The sequence below is a fragment of the Actinomadura sp. ATCC 39365 genome, from assembly GCF_054392275.1.
Genome location: NZ_CP184335.1, coordinates 3977360 through 3991193, shown reverse-complemented (window position 1 = coordinate 3991193; position 13834 = coordinate 3977360). Strand labels below are relative to the sequence as shown.

Genomic DNA, 13834 nt, shown 5'->3' with positions numbered 1-13834 from the left:
TTCCTATCAGTGAGCCCATGCCCACCCTCGCTCAGCTGCGTTCCTTCCTCGCCGTGGCCGAGCATCTCCACTTCAGGGAGGCGGCGACGGCACTGAAGATGAGCCAACCCACCCTGTCCGGAAATATCTCCTCATTGGAGGAGATATTGGACACGCAGCTGCTGGAGCGGACCACCCGGAAGGTGCTGCTCACCTCCGCCGGCGAGCGCGTGGCCGAGCACGCCTGGCGGGTGCTGGCCGCCGTGGAGGACCTGATGGGCGAGGCCGCCCAGAACCGCGAGCCCTTCAGCGGCCCCGCCCACCTCGGCGTGATCCCCACCGTGGCGCCGTACGTGCTGCCCGCGCTGCTGCCCATGTTCGCCCAGCGTTTCCCGCAGCTCAAGCTGACCGTCCACGAGGCCAAGACGGACACGATCCTGGAGGAGGTCCGCGAGGGGCGGCTCGACCTGGTGCTGCTCGCCCTGCCGACGGACGTGGGCGGCCTGGTGGAGGCGCCGCTCTACGACGAGGAGTTCCTGCTGACCCTCCCGCACGACCACCCCCTGGCCGCCGACCCCGCGCCGCTCGACCGCGACGCGCTCAAGGGCCTGGACATCGTACTCCTCAACCAGGGCCACTGCCTGCGCGAACAGGCCATCGACGTGTGCCGCGAGGTGGGCGCGCGGGCCACCGCGACCACGTACGCGACCAGCCTGCCGACGCTGGTGCAGCTCGTGGCGGGCGGCCTCGGCGTGACGCTGCTGCCGGAGTCGGCCGTGCCGGTGGAGACCGGCAAGCGGGTACGCCTGGCGCTGCGCCGCTTCGCCACCCCCGCCCCCGGGCGCACGATCGGCCTGGCCTACCGCGCCTCCTCGGCCCGCGCGGCCGAGTACGACCAGCTCGCCAAGGCCGTCCGCACCGCCATCCGCCAACGCCGCCTCCCGGTCAAACTCACCTCATGAACGTGCGCAGCGCCTCAGCGATCTCCGTCACGTCGTCGAGCTTGCCGGAGGCGACGGCGACGACCAGGTCGTAGGCGTCGTCGTCGGCCGGGTCGAGCTCGATTCCGTTCTTCGCGAGGAAGACGTAGGTCGTGAGCCAGCCCGCGCGCTTGTTCCCGTCGACGAGCGGATGATTGGTGACGATCGAGTGGAGGAGGGCCGCGGCCTTGGTCACGAGGTCGGGATAGGCATCATGCCCGAACAGCGAGGTCCGCGGCCGCAGGAGCGCGGCCTCCAGGAGCCCGAGGTCGCGCACCTGAACGGGGCCGCCCACCGCGACCCGGGCGATCCGAAGCCCTTGTTCGAGGCTGACGTGGCGGATCACTCGCCCAGCCTGCGCAACAGGTCCGCGAATCGCTTGGCGCCCTTCTCCGCCAGAGCGTCGGTGATCTCGTCGTCGGAGGCGCGCTCCAGGTATTCCTCGATCGCACGCAGCACGATCTGCTGCATGCTGCGCCCCTCCGACTCGGCACGCTTGCGAAGAGCCTCGGTCTGTTCGTCGTTCAGGCGAAGGGTCATGGCCATGCCCTCATCGTAGGTCGGAGACGGTATCACGGCGATACCATGGAGGACACTTTACTCTCCGCGACCTTTCGGTTACGCCGGCTCGGGGTCAGCGGGGGACGAGGTGGAAGGAGGAGGCGTCGGCGGGGGTGTGGGCGGGGTCGGAGAGGTCGTCCAGGCGGGTGACCGCCTCCGGCGGGAGGGTGAGGTCGAAGGCGGCCAGGTTCTCCCGCAGCTGCCGCACCGAACGCGGCCCGAGCAGCACCGACGTGACGCCGGGACGCCCCGCGACCCAGGCCAGGGCGACCGCGGCGGGGTCGGCCCCCAGGCCGGCCGCGACCTCGGCCAGCCCCTCGGCGACGGCCAGGTTGCGGTCGTTGAGCAGCGACTGCGCCCAGCGGGCCGCGCCGGGCATCGCGGCGCCGAGCAGGCGGCCCATGCGGCTGTCCGGGTCGGGGATCTCGCCGCGCCGGTAGCGGCCGGTCAGGACGCCGCCGCCGAGCGCGCCGTACACGACCGCGCCGAGACCGAACCGGGCGCAGGCGGAAGGAGGCCCTGTACGCGGCGATCGTGACCGACCGGCAGGAGCGCCTGGCCGAGATGGCCGAAGAGCTGGCCGGCGCCGCCGACGCCGGAGCGGCCTTCTTCGAGTTCTTCGACCGCATCGTGGCCTACTCGACGGTCAAGAAGATCCTGGTCGACGCCCTGACCAGCGCGGGCATCGACGCCAAGGCGGGCGCGCCCGACATCAAGGGCGCGATCAGCGCGCTGCTGGAGCGGGCGCAGCGGGCGGGGGCGGTGCGGCCGGACGTGGGCATGGCGGAGCTGCTCGCCCTGCTCAGCGCCGCCTGCCTGGCGGCGCAGCACCACGACTGGAGCGACGACCTGCGGGCCAGGGCCCTGGCCGTGCTGTTCGACGGCCTGCGCCGGGCTACCCCTGCGACAGGCGCTTGAGCCGGGTCACCGCCTCGTCGATGACCTCGTCCTTCTTGCAGAACGCGAACCGGACGAAGTGCCGGCCGCGTTCGGGATGCTCGTAGAAGACCTGCGTGGGGATGGCCACCACCCCGGCCAGCTCGGGCAGGCGGCGGGTGAGCTCCAGGCCGTCGGTGAAGCCCAGCGGCCGGATGTCGGTCTGCACGAAGTACGTGCCCGCCGGCCCGAACACCTCGAAGCCCGCCGCCGTCAGCCCGTCCATCAGCCGGTCGCGCTTGTCCTGGAGCCCGGCGCGCAGCGCGGCCACCCACTCCAGCTCGGTGCGCAGCCCGTACGCCACTGCGAGCTGCCAGGGCGCGCTCGCGGTGAAGGTGAGGAACTGCTTGACCGTCGAGACCGCCCGCACCAGCTCGGGCGGCGCGCACACCCAGCCGGTCTTCCAGCCCGTGACCGAGAACGTCTTGCCCGCCGAGGAGATCATGACCGTGCGCTCGCGCATGCCGGGCAGCGTGGCCAGCGGGACGTGCTCGACGCCGTCGAAGGTGAGGTGCTCGTAGACCTCGTCGGTGATCGCGATCAGGCCGTGCTCCTGGCACAGCTCGGCGATGACGGTCAGCTCGTCCCTGGTGAAGACGGTCCCTGTCGGGTTGTGCGGTGAGTTGACCAGGATCGCCCGGGTACGCGGCGTGACGGCGGCGCGCAGCTCGTCGGGGTCGAAGGTGAAGCGGCCGTCCACCGGACGCAGCGTCACGGCCGCGAGCCTGGCCTGGGCCAGCGCGATCGAGGCCGCGTAGGAGTCGTAGTACGGCTCGAACGCGATCACCTCGTCGCCCGGCTCGCACAGCGCCAGCACGCTGGCCGCGATGGCCTCGGTGGCGCCCACGGTGACCAGCACCTCGCCCGCCGGGTCGTAGTCGAGCCGGTAGTGGGCCATCCGGTGCTCCGAGACCGCCTGCCGGAGCTCCAGCACCCCGGGCCCCGGCGGGTACTGGTTGGCGCCCGTGATGATCGCCTGCACGGCGCGGTCGAGCATGGCGGCCGGGCCGTCGGTGTCGGGGAAGCCCTGTCCGAGGTTGATGGAACCGGTCTGCACGGCGAGCGCGCTCATCTCGGCGAAAATCGTCGTGCCGAAAGCGCGCATCCTGGAAACAAGTGGTTCGGTCACGCCCCCACACTATTAGTCTCGTCTCGTGATCATCCGGGTCGTGCTAGCCCTCGCCCTGAGCGTTCCCCTCGTCACGCGTGACACGCCCCCTCCCGTGGAGGCCGCGCCCTGCCCGGTCGCCGTGCCGGAGCACACCGTCTGCGGATTCCTGCTGGTCCCCGAGCGCCGCGACGCGCCGGGCCGGACCATCAAGGTCGGGTACGCCGTGCACACCTCGACCGCCCCCGGCCGCAGGCCGGACCCGATCGTCTACATGGGCGGCGGGCCGGCGTCGTCGTCGCTGCAGCTCACCGGGTTCCTGAGCCAGATGTTCCCCGACCGCGACGTGGTGACGATCGAGCAGCGTGGCGGGAAGTACTCCCGCCCGGTGCTGGGCTGCCCCGAGACGGCCGAGGCGCTGCTCGGACGGCTGCGCAGACCGCCCGCCGACGTGGGCGCGGCGGCCCGGCGCTGCCGCGCCCGCCTCCAGGAGCAGGGCATCGACCTGCGCGGCTACAACACCAAAGAGATCGCCGCCGACGTGGTCGCCCTGCGCCAGGCGCTCGGCCACCCCTCCTGGAACCTGTTCGGCGTCAGCTACTCCACCCGCGTCATGACCGACGTCGCCGCGGCGGACCCGCAGGGCGTGCGGTCGGTCGTGCTGGACTCGTTCCTGCCCGAGTCCGTGGCCTGGTACGACGACGCCGACCGCAACCTGCGCGACACCATGGCCGCGCTCGGCGCGGGCGACGCCTTCGACCGGCTGGTGGCCAGGCTCAACCGCTCCCCCGCCCGGGTGCCGACCACCGATCCGCTGCTCGGCCGGCCGTTCACGGCGACGATGTCCGGCGACGACGTGGCCACCGTCCTCGCCGAGGCGCTGCACGAGGCCGACGTGTCGGCCGTGGCGCCCGCGCTGGTCGGCGGGCTGGCCGAGGGGCACGACGAGCTGCTGCGGCCGCTGGCCGACGCGGTGGGCGAGGGGCTGGTGTCGCACGAGTTCGGGCTGTACCACGCGGTGCAGTGCCAGGACGAGGTGCCGTTCAACACCTTCACCACCAGATCCCGACTTTTCACAGTAAATGGGGACAAAGCGGTGTGTGATGCGTGGCAACTTCCCAAATCCGCCCCCGTGAACGCCGTCCCCGAGGCCCCCGTCTACGTCGTCGGCGGCGAACAGGACCCCACCACCCCCGCGAGGACGGCCGGCCCCGCCGCCAGGGCCATCCCCGGAGCCCGGTTCGAGACGTTCCGCGGCAGCCACGCCGTCTTCCTCAGCAGCGCGTGCGCCAGGAAGCACATCGCCGAGTTCGTCGAGGCCCCGGGACGCGTGCCGCCGAAGCCGTGCGAGCCCGACCCGGCCCAGCCGCCGACGCTCCGGCTCGCCGACACGCACGTCACCGGCGCGCCGTACGGGATCTCGCAGGCGCCCTGGCTGGCCGCGCCCTTCGCGCTGTTCGTGCTCGTCGCGCTCGTCCAGCTCGCCGCCGGCGCGCTGCGCGGCAGGGCGATGACCGCCTTCGCGGGGCTGGCCGGCGTGGCGTTCGCCGGGCTGACCGGCCAGGCCGTCTACGGCATGGCGAGCAGGAACGAGACGGCGCTGGCCGTCGGCGTCCCCGGTTCGGTCGGCGGCCTGTACACGTGGATCGCGGTGGCCTCGGCCGTGCTGAGCGTCGCGGCCCTGTTCCAGGCACGGCGGTGGCCGCACATCGTGGCGGCGGTCGCCGGCGCCGGATTCCTCGTATGGTGGTTCACCTGGTTCCTGTGACGCGCATCCGTGAGCTGGACGCCCTCCGCGGCTTCGCGGTGGGCGGCATCATGCTGGTCAACACCTGGCAGCACGCGAGCCACGAGCCCTACACCGGCATCGACCGCACGATCGAGGCCCTGTTCCAGAGCCGCTTCTACCCGATCTTCTCGCTGCTGTTCGGCATCAGTTTCGTGCTGTTCCTCGACCGTTCGGGAAGCCGCTGGGCGCTGGCCCGCAGGCTGGCCTGGCTGGCCTGCTTCGGCCTGCTCCAGCACACCTTCTACGAGGGCGAGGTGCTGACCGACTACGCCCTCTACGGCCTGGTGGTGCTGCTGCCCGCCTCGTTCCTGCCGGGCGGCCTGCCGGTGCTGGCGCTCGGCGTCGTGGCGACTGTCTGGGCCACCTGGCACGGCGCGGGCCCGTCGCTCATCCCGGGCCTGTTCCTGGTCGGCATGGGGCTGATGCGGCTGCGGCCGCCGAGGAGCCTGCTGGCCCCCGTGTTCGCGGCCGCGGCGCTGACCTCCCTGGTCCTGACGGTCACCTGGGCGGGCGTCGCGGAGGCGCCGGGGGCGGGCGACTGGACCGTCTACAGCGTGGCCGCGCTGTCGGGGGCGGCGGCGTACACCAGCGGGTTGCTGCTGGCGCTGCGGCCGTGGTCGTCGGCCCTGCTGGAGCCGCTGGGCCGGATGGCGCTGACGAACTACGTCACGGGCACGGCGGTGATCGCGCTGTGCACGGTCCCGCTGAAGACCGGCGCCACCCGCTGGCCGGTGCTCGCGGTGGCGCTGACGACCGTGGTGGCGCAGACGTTGTTCAGCGGATGGTGGCTCACCAGATTTCGGTACGGCCCACTTGAGTGGATCTGGCGGTGCCTGACCTGGTTTCGACTGGTGCCCAACCGGTTAGAGTCGGGCCGTGACCACAATCGCCCTCTGCCAGATTCCGGTCTCTCCTGACCCGGCCACCAACCTCAAGAGGGCCAGGGAGGCGCTCGCCCGCGCCGAGGGCGCCGACCTGGCGATCTTCCCCGAGGCCACGCTCACCCGTTACGGCAGGCGCGTGACCGAGCTGGCCGAGCCGCTCGACGGGCCGTTCGTGGCGGGGCTGTCGGAGGCGGCCCGCACCCACGGCCTGGCGGTGATCGCCGGCGTGTTCGAGCCGGGCGAGGGCCCGGCCGGCGCCAAGGTGCACAACACGGCCGTGGCGATCGGCCCCGACGGCGAGATCAAGGCCGCCTACCGGAAGATCCACCTGTTCGACTCCTTCGGCTCCAAGGAGTCCGACATGGTGGCGCCGGGCGCCGAGCCGACCGTGGTCGAGCTGGCCGGGCTGCGCGTCGGGCTGGTCACCTGCTACGACATCCGCTTCCCCGAGCTGACCAGGGCGCTGGTCGACAAGGGCGCCGACCTGTTCGCGGTGATCGCCGCCTGGGGGTCGGGCCCGCTGAAGGAGGACCATTGGGTCACGCTGGTCCGCGCACGGGCCCTGGAGAACACGATGTGGACGGCCGCCGTCGGCCAGGCGCCCAACCCGGAGGAGTCGAAGGACGGGTTCGGCGTGGGGCGCAGCATGCTGGTCGATCCGCTCGGAGTGGTCCGGGCCGACCTCGGCACCGGTCCTGGGGTCCAGCTGGTCCGCCTCGACACCGAATGGACGGCGACCGCCAGGGCCATGCTCCCGTGTCTGGATCACCGGGTGCTCAAGGGTCAACCGACCGTAAAGTAGAGCCATGAGCGGAACGCAGATGCAGAAGGTCGTGCCGCCGCGTCTGCTCGTGCCGTACCTGTCGGGCAAGCGCACCGTGATCTCCGGCTACGTCTACCGAGTCCAGGACTGCGTCAGGCTGACCACGCCGGCGGCCCTCTACTACGGCCTCGACCTGTCCTTCGACGGCTCGGAGCTGTTCCCCGAGGTCCCCGAGCTCTACCTGATGCGCTGGCACGCCCGCGACGTCGACACCTACGCGGTGCCCTACGGCCCGCACATGGGCGGCGACTGGAGCGACGTGCCGCCGTTCGCCGGCAACGGGTTCACCACCTCGCCCGACCACGTGGTGCCGCAGTTCCACACCGTCCCGATGCCGATCCCGGCGGGGGCGGAGATCGTCCACGTCGCCGGCGAGGGCGAGCGGCCCTTCGCCGGCTACGACGGCCTGACCTGGCGGCCCACCGCATGAGCGAGGAGATCACGCCGGTCGCCTCCGGCTTCGTGGCCCGCTTCGGCGAGCGTACGCTGCCGGCCGCGCTCGGCCCGGACAACGACCAGGTCGTGCTGTTCAGCGAGGTGGAGCTCGACGGCTTCGAGCCCGCCTCGGGCTACTGGCGGCGGGTGGTGGCCAGGTCGCGGCTGGAGTGGCTGGTGCTCGTCCGCACCGTCGGCGCCTTCGGCGGCGAGCCGTGCATCGTGCTCGACGAGGACGACGACGGCCTGCACATCGCCTACACCGGCCACAGCGGCATGAAGGCCGAGGCGCTCGGCTACTGGATGGTCGACCACGGCGCGTACGAGGTGGTCGTGCCGCGCGAGGAGGTCTTCTCCATCCGCGTCGAACGCATCCCCGTGCCGTAGGCGGTCAGCCCAGGGCGCGGTAGCGGGCCAGACGGGCCGCCAGGCGGTCGGCCGGGGCCACCTCCAGCAGCTTGGCGATCTCGTGCTCCAGCGCCCGCCCCACGCGCTCACAGAACTGCCTGGGCTCGTAGGCGGCGTCCGGCAGCTCGGGGATCACCCGGTCGACGATGCCGTCGCGCCGCAGGTCGGTGGCCCGGATGTGCTGGGCCTGGGCGATCTCGGGGGCGAAGTCGACCGACCGGTAGAGGATGGCCGAGGCGCCCTCCGGCGGCAGCGGCGACAACCAGGCGTGCTGCGCGCACAACACCCGGTCGGCCGGCAGCAGCGCCAGCGCCGCCCCGCCCGCGCCCTCGCCGAGCAGCAGGCACACGGTCGGCGCGTCGAGGGTGACCAGCTCGGCCAGGCAGCGGGCGATCTCGGCGGCCAGCCCGCCCTCCTCGGCCGACTTCGACAGGTCGGCCCCCGCGGTGTCGACCACGGTGACCAGCGGCAGCCCCAGCTCGGCCGCCAGGCGCATGCCGCGCCTGGCCACCCTGAGCCCGGCCGGGCCGAGCGGCGAGCGCCGGCGCTGTCTGCGCCGGTCCTGGCCGAGCACCACGGCGGGCGCCGACCCGAACCTGGCCAGCGCCAGCACGAGCCCCGGCTCGTTCTCGCCGGCGCCGCTGCCGCTGAGCGGCGTCACGTCGGTGGCGGCGAGCTTGAGCAGCGTGCGCACGCCCGGACGGTCGTCGCGGCGCGAGCGGGTGATCGCCTCCCACGCCTCCACCGGCCGCAGGTCCTCCGCGGGCGGCTCGCCCGCCTCGACGCCGGTACGGACGGCGCACAGCACGGAAAGGGCCCTGATCGCGACCCTGCGGGCGTCGTCGGCCGACACGACGGCGTCGACCAGGCCGTGCTCGTAGAAGTTCTCGGCCACCTGGACGCCCTCGGGAAAGGGGTAGCCGTGCAGCGCCTCGAACACCCGCGGCCCGAGGAACCCGATCAGCGCCCCCGGCTCGGCCGCCGTGACGTGCCCGAGCGAGCCCCAGGAGGCCAGCACGCCGCCCGTCGTCGGGTGGCGCAGGTAGACGACGTACGGCAGCCCGGCCGCGCGGTGCTCCTGCACCGCGACGGTGATCCGGACCATCTGGACGAACGCCAGCGCGCCCTCCTGCATCCGGGTGCCGCCCGAGGCCGGGGCGGCCAGCAGCGGCAGCCGCTCACGCGTGGCGCGCTCGACCGCGGCCGCGATGCGGGTGGCCGCGGCGACCCCGACCGACCCCGCCATGAAGGAGAACTCGCAGACCACGACGGCGACCCTGCGGCCGTCGAGCAGCCCCTCGCCGGTGATCACCGACTCGTCGTAGCCGGACTTCACGCGGGCCGCGGCCAGCTCCTCGGCATAGGAGGAGCCGGGCTCCGCCGGGTCGGCGGGCGGCGCGTCCCACGACTTCCACGACCCCCTGTCGAGGACCGCTTCGATCAGTGTGCGCGCGTCCGGACGGCTCACTATCGCTCCTAACGATCAACCGATGATGCCATGGTGACGCACGAGGGTACATGCCGGAGCCGGGAATTGCCGATCATCCCTCCCGCTCTTCGAGCCAGGCGAGCACGGCCTCGCCGTCCTGGCCGAGTGCGGGGGGCGCGGTGTGCTCGGCCGCGGGCAGGCCGTCGAAGCGCAGCGGCGGCCCGGGAAGCTCGATCGGGCCGAGCACGGGGTGGTCCACCTCGACCAGCAGCCCCTGGGAGCGGGTCTGCTCCCAGGCGTAGACCTCGTCGATCGACCTGATCGCGCCCGCGGGCACACCGGCCTCGCCCAGCCTGGCCAGCCAGTGGGCGCGGTCGTGGTCGGCCAGGGCCTTCTCCATGTCGGCGATCAGCTCGTCCCGGTGTGCGAATCTCTGCCTGTTGGTCGCATATTTCGCCACATCAGGGTCGATGTCGAGTAGCTTGGCGACCTTCTTCCACTGGCCGTCGTTCGCCACGGCGATCTGCAGCATGCCGTCGGCGCAGCGGAAGGCGCCGTAGGGGGCGATGGAGGCGTGGTGGTTGCCGTTGGCGCCGGGGACCTGGCCGCCGACCGTCCAGGCCGTGCCGTGGTAGGAGTGGACGCCGGTGACCGCGGCCAGCAGGGACGTGCGCACCACCCGGCCCCGGCCGGTGCGCTCGCGCTCGTACAGGGCGGCCGCCACGCCGTACGCGCCGTGGATGCCGGCCAGCAGGTCGGCGATCGAGGCGCCCACCCGGTACGGCTCCTCGCGCGAGGGCCCGGTCAGCGACATCAGCCCCGCCTCGCCCTGGGCGATCACGTCGTAGCCCGGCCGGCCGCCCTCGGGCCCGTCGTGGCCGAACCCGGTGATCGACAGGACGACCAGCCGCGGGTTGAGCTCGTGCAGGCGCTCGACGGGGAAGCCCAGCCGGTCGAGCACGCCGGTGCGGAAGTTCTCGATCAGCACGTCGCTCTGGCGGACGAGCCGCTCGATGAGCTGCCTGCCCTCGGCGGACTTGAGATCGACCGCGATGGACTGCTTGTTGCGGTTGGCCGCCAGGAAGTAGGTCGAGATGTCGTGGTCGGGCCCGACGAAGGGCGGCCCCCATCCGCGCGAGTCGTCACCGCCGTCCGGATGCTCCACCTTGATCACCCGGGCGCCCAGGTCGCCGAGCATCTGCGCGGCGTGCGGCCCCGCGAGGGCCCTGGACAGATCGAGGACGACGACGTCGCCGAGGGGTCCGAGCAAGGTCAACCTCCAGCTTGCGTTGGGCCGGAAGAATATTCTCTCAGGCGGCCGTCCACCATCGCCTACCCTGGTCCGGTGAATTCCCTGGCCCGCCGCATCCAGGCCCTGCCGCCCTCGTGCGGGCCCGTCCGCCTGGTGGCCGTCGACGGCCCGGCGGGCTCGGGCAAGACCACGTTCGCCGGCCGGCTCGGCGCGGCGCTCGGCTGCCAGGTGATCCACAGCGACGACTTCCCCGTCCACTGGGACGACGGCCCCGGCGCCTGGTTCCGCCTGCTGGACGAGCAGGTCCTGCAACCGCTGCGGCACGGCCGCCCGGCCGGTTTCCGCAGGTACGACTGGGTGCGCGAGCGCTACGCCGACCAGGTCGCCGTGCCGGCCGCGCCCGTGCTGGTCGTCGAGGGCGTCGGCACCGCCCGCCGGTCGGCCGCCCGGATGCTGGCCTTCACCGTCTGGGTGGAGGCCCCCGAGGCCGTGCGGCTGCGGCGCGTCCTCGACCGCGACGGCCCCGAGCTCGAACCCCGCTGGCGGCAGTGGTTCGCGGCCGAACGCGCCTGGTTCGCCGCCGACCGCACCCGCGAGCGCGCCGATCTCGTCGTCGAGACGTGAACCGCGTCGCCCTCCCGCCCGACTGAGCAGGGTGACGGAAGGACGACATGACCGATGAGCTGCTCGTCGTACGCGCCCAGCTGGGCGAGCGTGCGGCGATCGACGAACTCGTGCACCGCTGGCACACGCCGGTCTGGACCTACGTCCGGCGCATGCTGGACGCCGGGCGGGCCGACGACGTCACCCAGGAGATCTGGGCGGCCGTCGTGCGCGGCCTGCCCCGGCTGCGCGCCCCCGGACGGTTCACGCCCTGGTTGTTCACCATCGCCCGCCGGGCGGTCACCGACCGCCTGCGCGCGGAGTACGCCCGGACCGAGAGCACGACCGAGAACGCGGCCGGGCCGGAGCCGGTGACCGACGACCCGGCCGACGCCGTCGTGGACCGTGCCGGCCTGGTCGCCGCCCTGTCCGCCCTGCCCCTTCCCGAGCGGGAGATCCTCGTCCTGCACTACCTGGAGGACCTGCCGGTCGAGGAGTGCGCCCAGATCTGCGGCATTCCGGCGGGGACCGTCAAGTCCCGGCTCAGCCGCGCCCGCCGCCTCCTGCGCGTCCACCTGAAGGAGATCGACCATGACCGATGAGCCGCGCCTGACCGCCGACCAGATCATCGAGCGCCTCGAACCGTCGCTGTCGCCGTGGCGGCGCGTGCGCGCCCTGACCGCCCTGCTCGCCGGCGCCGCCGGGACGGTCTTCGTCTGCGCCCTGTGGTGGACCGAGCCCGGCCCGCTGCCCGGCCGCACGCACCTGGCCTTCGCCGCCCTCACCGCGTTCTGCCTGGCCTGGGCCTGCTACGGCGGCTGGCTCAGCACGCGCAGGACGCCGCTGTTCGCCCGCGACCGGGTGATCGCCGGCTGGATCGCCCTGGCCGCCGCCCTGCTCACCGCCGCGCTCGTCGCCGCCGTGGCCCCCGGCGCGCTGGCGCTCGGGCTGGCGTTCGTGGCGGTGAGCGCCGTGCTGGCCGGGCAGGCCCACGCGCGGCGGGCGCGGCTGCTGCGGCTCAAGCGGGATCTAGGTGGGTGACGTCGTTGAACGCCACCACCTCGAACCCCGCGCCCGCGGCCCGCCAGACCGACACCGAGGCGTTCAGCACCGGCGCGAACCGCAGGACGTCGGCCAGGTCGGCGTCGTCCCGCCCGGCCACGACGTGCCGCAGGGCCAGCACCACCGAGTCGTGGGCGACGATCAGCACCCGCCGCCCGTCGGCCGCCGCGCTCAGCCCGTGCAGGAAGTCCTTCAGCCGGACCACCACGTCGGCCAGCGACTCGCCGCCGGGCGGGCGGTAGGCGTAGGCCCCCTCGGCCCGCATCCGCCGCACCTCGCCGGGGAAACGCTCGCCGATGGCGGCCAGGTTGAACCGCGCGAACGCGCCCGACTCCTGGTCTCTGAGCCGCTCGTCCACGGTCACCGGCAGCGCGCCGGCGCCCCAGGTCTCCTGGGCGGTCTTCCAGGTGTCGAGCGCCCGCAGGTAGGGGGAGCACCACACCTCCTCGGGCGCCTCGCCGGCGGGCAGCCCGGCCAGCATCCGGCCGAGCGCCCGCGCCTGGAGCCGGCCGAGCTCGGTCAGCGTCACCTCGTGGTCGCCCCGCTCGTAGACCAGTGGCCGGTCGCCGGCCTGCGCGTGTGCCAGGTTCGCCTGGCTCTCCCCGTGGCGTACGGCGACGATCCGCGAAGGTCCCATGGCCGCCATCCTCGCATCCGGACGCCGTACCTCGCCGAAGCCGCCGGACGGGGCCGTCGTAGGGTGATCCTCATGACTGAAGTCGCAGTACTCGGGACCGGGCTCATGGGCGCTCCCATGGCCCGCAACCTGCTCAGGGCCGGCCTGCCGGTCAGGGTGTGGAACCGCACGCGGGACAAGGCCGAGCCGCTGGCGGCCGACGGCGCCGTCGTCGCCGGCTCCCCCGCCGAGGCGGTCGAGGGCGCCGACGTGATCGTCACGATGCTCAGCGACGGCGACGCCGTGCACGCGGCGATGACCGCCGCCGCGCCCGCGCTCCGCCCGGGCCAGGTGTGGGCGCAGATGAGCACGGTCGGCGTGGCGGCGGTCGACCGCCTGGCCGCCCTGGCCGCCGAGCACGGGCTGACCTTCGCCGACGCGCCCGTCCAGGGCACCAGGCAGCCGGCCGAACAGGGCAAGCTGGTCATCCTGGCGGCCGCCCCCGAGCCGGCCAGGCAGGCGCTCGCCCCGGTGTTCGACGCCGTCGGCTCGCGCACCCTCTGGCTCGGCGAGGACGGCGCCCAGGGCACCGGCACCAAGCTCAAGATGGCCGCCGTCAGCTACGCCATCTCGATGACCGGCATCGTGGCCGAGGCCCTGGCCCTGGCCAAGGGGCTCGGCCTCGATCCCGGCCTGATCCGCGAGGTGATCACCGGCGGCCCGCTGGACAACGTCTACTTCCAGGCCAAGTCGAAGGCCATCCAGGAGGGCGACTTCGAGCCGTCCTTCACCGTGCACAACGCCGAGAAGGACACCCGGCTGATCACCCAGGCGGGCGAGTCGGCCGGGGTGCGGCTGGACATGGTGGCGGCGGCCGGTGAGCGCCTGCGCCGCGCCGAGGCGCAGGGGCACGGCGACAAGGACATGGTGGCCACCTACTTCGCCAGCTTCGACAAGGAGTAGCCCTCG

17 protein-coding genes and 1 pseudogene are annotated in these 13834 nt (G+C 73.2%); 11 read left to right on the top strand and 7 right to left on the bottom strand.

Going from position 1 to position 13834, the window contains the following annotated elements; genetic code table 11:
* The first annotated feature begins 17 nt into the window (after positions 1-17).
* Positions 18-941: a LysR substrate-binding domain-containing protein gene (locus ACNF49_RS19840; RefSeq protein ID WP_482944631.1), complete on the top strand. Its 924-nt coding sequence runs from the start codon at positions 18-20 to the stop codon at positions 939-941.
* Here the strand turns inward: ACNF49_RS19840 and ACNF49_RS19835 are convergent.
* From ACNF49_RS19835 to ACNF49_RS19825, 3 genes and pseudogenes are all read right to left on the bottom strand, one after another.
* The gene (locus tag ACNF49_RS19835; protein ID WP_482944630.1) at positions 931-1305 is read right to left on the bottom strand and encodes a type II toxin-antitoxin system death-on-curing family toxin; all 375 of its coding nucleotides are present in this window, start codon (positions 1303-1305) and stop codon (positions 931-933) included. The genes ACNF49_RS19840 and ACNF49_RS19835 overlap by 11 nt on opposite strands.
* The gene (locus ACNF49_RS19830) at positions 1302-1505 is read right to left on the bottom strand and encodes a ribbon-helix-helix protein, CopG family (protein WP_357964761.1); all 204 of its coding nucleotides are present in this window, start codon (positions 1503-1505) and stop codon (positions 1302-1304) included. The genes ACNF49_RS19835 and ACNF49_RS19830 overlap by 4 nt, the downstream gene beginning before the upstream one ends.
* An 88-nt stretch (positions 1506-1593) precedes the next feature.
* Positions 1594-2016 (bottom strand): annotated as a pseudogene (locus ACNF49_RS19825) (aldo/keto reductase); the annotation flags it as partial.
* A gap of 38 nt (positions 2017-2054) precedes the next feature.
* Between ACNF49_RS19825 and ACNF49_RS19820 the strand changes: the two are divergent.
* Positions 2055-2438 (top strand): SbtR family transcriptional regulator, encoded by a 384-nt coding sequence (locus ACNF49_RS19820; RefSeq protein WP_482944628.1) that lies wholly within the window; start codon positions 2055-2057, stop codon positions 2436-2438.
* Here the strand turns inward: ACNF49_RS19820 and ACNF49_RS19815 are convergent.
* A complete protein-coding gene (locus ACNF49_RS19815; protein WP_357964767.1) occupies positions 2416-3585 on the bottom strand; it encodes a pyridoxal phosphate-dependent aminotransferase in 1170 nt (389 codons plus the stop codon). The two genes, ACNF49_RS19820 and ACNF49_RS19815, sit on opposite strands and share 23 nt — an antisense overlap.
* Positions 3586-3625: 40 nt before the next feature.
* Here ACNF49_RS19815 and ACNF49_RS19810 point away from each other — a divergent pair, with 40 nt between their 5' ends.
* The 5 genes from ACNF49_RS19810 to ACNF49_RS19790 are packed head-to-tail and all read left to right on the top strand — an operon-like array spanning position 3626 to position 7882.
* Complete coding sequence (locus ACNF49_RS19810) at positions 3626-5332, top strand: alpha/beta fold hydrolase (RefSeq protein ID WP_482944627.1); 1707 nt, start codon at positions 3626-3628, stop codon at positions 5330-5332.
* Complete coding sequence (locus ACNF49_RS19805) at positions 5329-6270, top strand: DUF418 domain-containing protein (protein ID WP_357964769.1); 942 nt, start codon at positions 5329-5331, stop codon at positions 6268-6270. The genes ACNF49_RS19810 and ACNF49_RS19805 overlap by 4 nt, the downstream gene beginning before the upstream one ends.
* Positions 6230-7039 (top strand): carbon-nitrogen hydrolase family protein, encoded by an 810-nt coding sequence (locus ACNF49_RS19800; RefSeq protein ID WP_357964771.1) that lies wholly within the window; start codon positions 6230-6232, stop codon positions 7037-7039. The genes ACNF49_RS19805 and ACNF49_RS19800 overlap by 41 nt, the downstream gene beginning before the upstream one ends.
* 4 nt (positions 7040-7043) lie before the next feature.
* The gene (locus ACNF49_RS19795) at positions 7044-7490 is read left to right on the top strand and encodes a hypothetical protein (RefSeq protein ID WP_482944626.1); all 447 of its coding nucleotides are present in this window, start codon (positions 7044-7046) and stop codon (positions 7488-7490) included.
* Positions 7487-7882, top strand: coding sequence for a hypothetical protein (locus ACNF49_RS19790; RefSeq protein ID WP_352363918.1), 396 nt, complete (start codon positions 7487-7489; stop codon positions 7880-7882). The genes ACNF49_RS19795 and ACNF49_RS19790 overlap by 4 nt, the downstream gene beginning before the upstream one ends.
* A gap of 4 nt (positions 7883-7886) precedes the next feature.
* On the opposite strand, the gene ACNF49_RS19785 is transcribed toward ACNF49_RS19790, so the two are convergent.
* A complete protein-coding gene (locus tag ACNF49_RS19785) occupies positions 7887-9371 on the bottom strand; it encodes a carboxyl transferase domain-containing protein (protein ID WP_357964775.1) in 1485 nt (494 codons plus the stop codon).
* A gap of 73 nt (positions 9372-9444) precedes the next feature.
* On the bottom strand, positions 9445-10602 hold the full coding sequence (locus ACNF49_RS19780) for a CaiB/BaiF CoA transferase family protein (protein ID WP_357964777.1): 1158 nt from the start codon (positions 10600-10602) through the stop codon (positions 9445-9447).
* Between the two features lie 75 nt (positions 10603-10677).
* Between ACNF49_RS19780 and ACNF49_RS19775 the strand changes: the two genes are divergently transcribed.
* From ACNF49_RS19775 to ACNF49_RS19765, 3 genes are read left to right on the top strand one after another with little or no spacing between them, the layout of a single operon-like run.
* Positions 10678-11208, top strand: coding sequence for a uridine kinase family protein (locus ACNF49_RS19775; protein WP_357964779.1), 531 nt, complete (start codon positions 10678-10680; stop codon positions 11206-11208).
* 47 nt (positions 11209-11255) lie between these two features.
* A complete protein-coding gene (locus tag ACNF49_RS19770; RefSeq protein WP_482944625.1) occupies positions 11256-11789 on the top strand; it encodes an RNA polymerase sigma factor in 534 nt (177 codons plus the stop codon).
* Positions 11779-12228, top strand: a complete 450-nt coding sequence (locus ACNF49_RS19765; RefSeq protein ID WP_482944624.1) for a hypothetical protein — start codon at positions 11779-11781, stop codon at positions 12226-12228. Before ACNF49_RS19770 ends, ACNF49_RS19765 begins: the two co-directional genes overlap by 11 nt.
* Here ACNF49_RS19765 and ACNF49_RS19760 read toward each other — a convergent pair.
* A complete protein-coding gene (locus tag ACNF49_RS19760; protein WP_357964784.1) occupies positions 12206-12886 on the bottom strand; it encodes a histidine phosphatase family protein in 681 nt (226 codons plus the stop codon). The genes ACNF49_RS19765 and ACNF49_RS19760 overlap by 23 nt on opposite strands.
* Positions 12887-12958: 72 nt before the next feature.
* Here ACNF49_RS19760 and ACNF49_RS19755 point away from each other — a divergent pair, with 72 nt between their 5' ends.
* Positions 12959-13828, top strand: a complete 870-nt coding sequence (locus tag ACNF49_RS19755) for an NAD(P)-dependent oxidoreductase (RefSeq protein ID WP_357964786.1) — start codon at positions 12959-12961, stop codon at positions 13826-13828.
* The last annotated feature ends 6 nt before the right edge of the window (positions 13829-13834 follow it).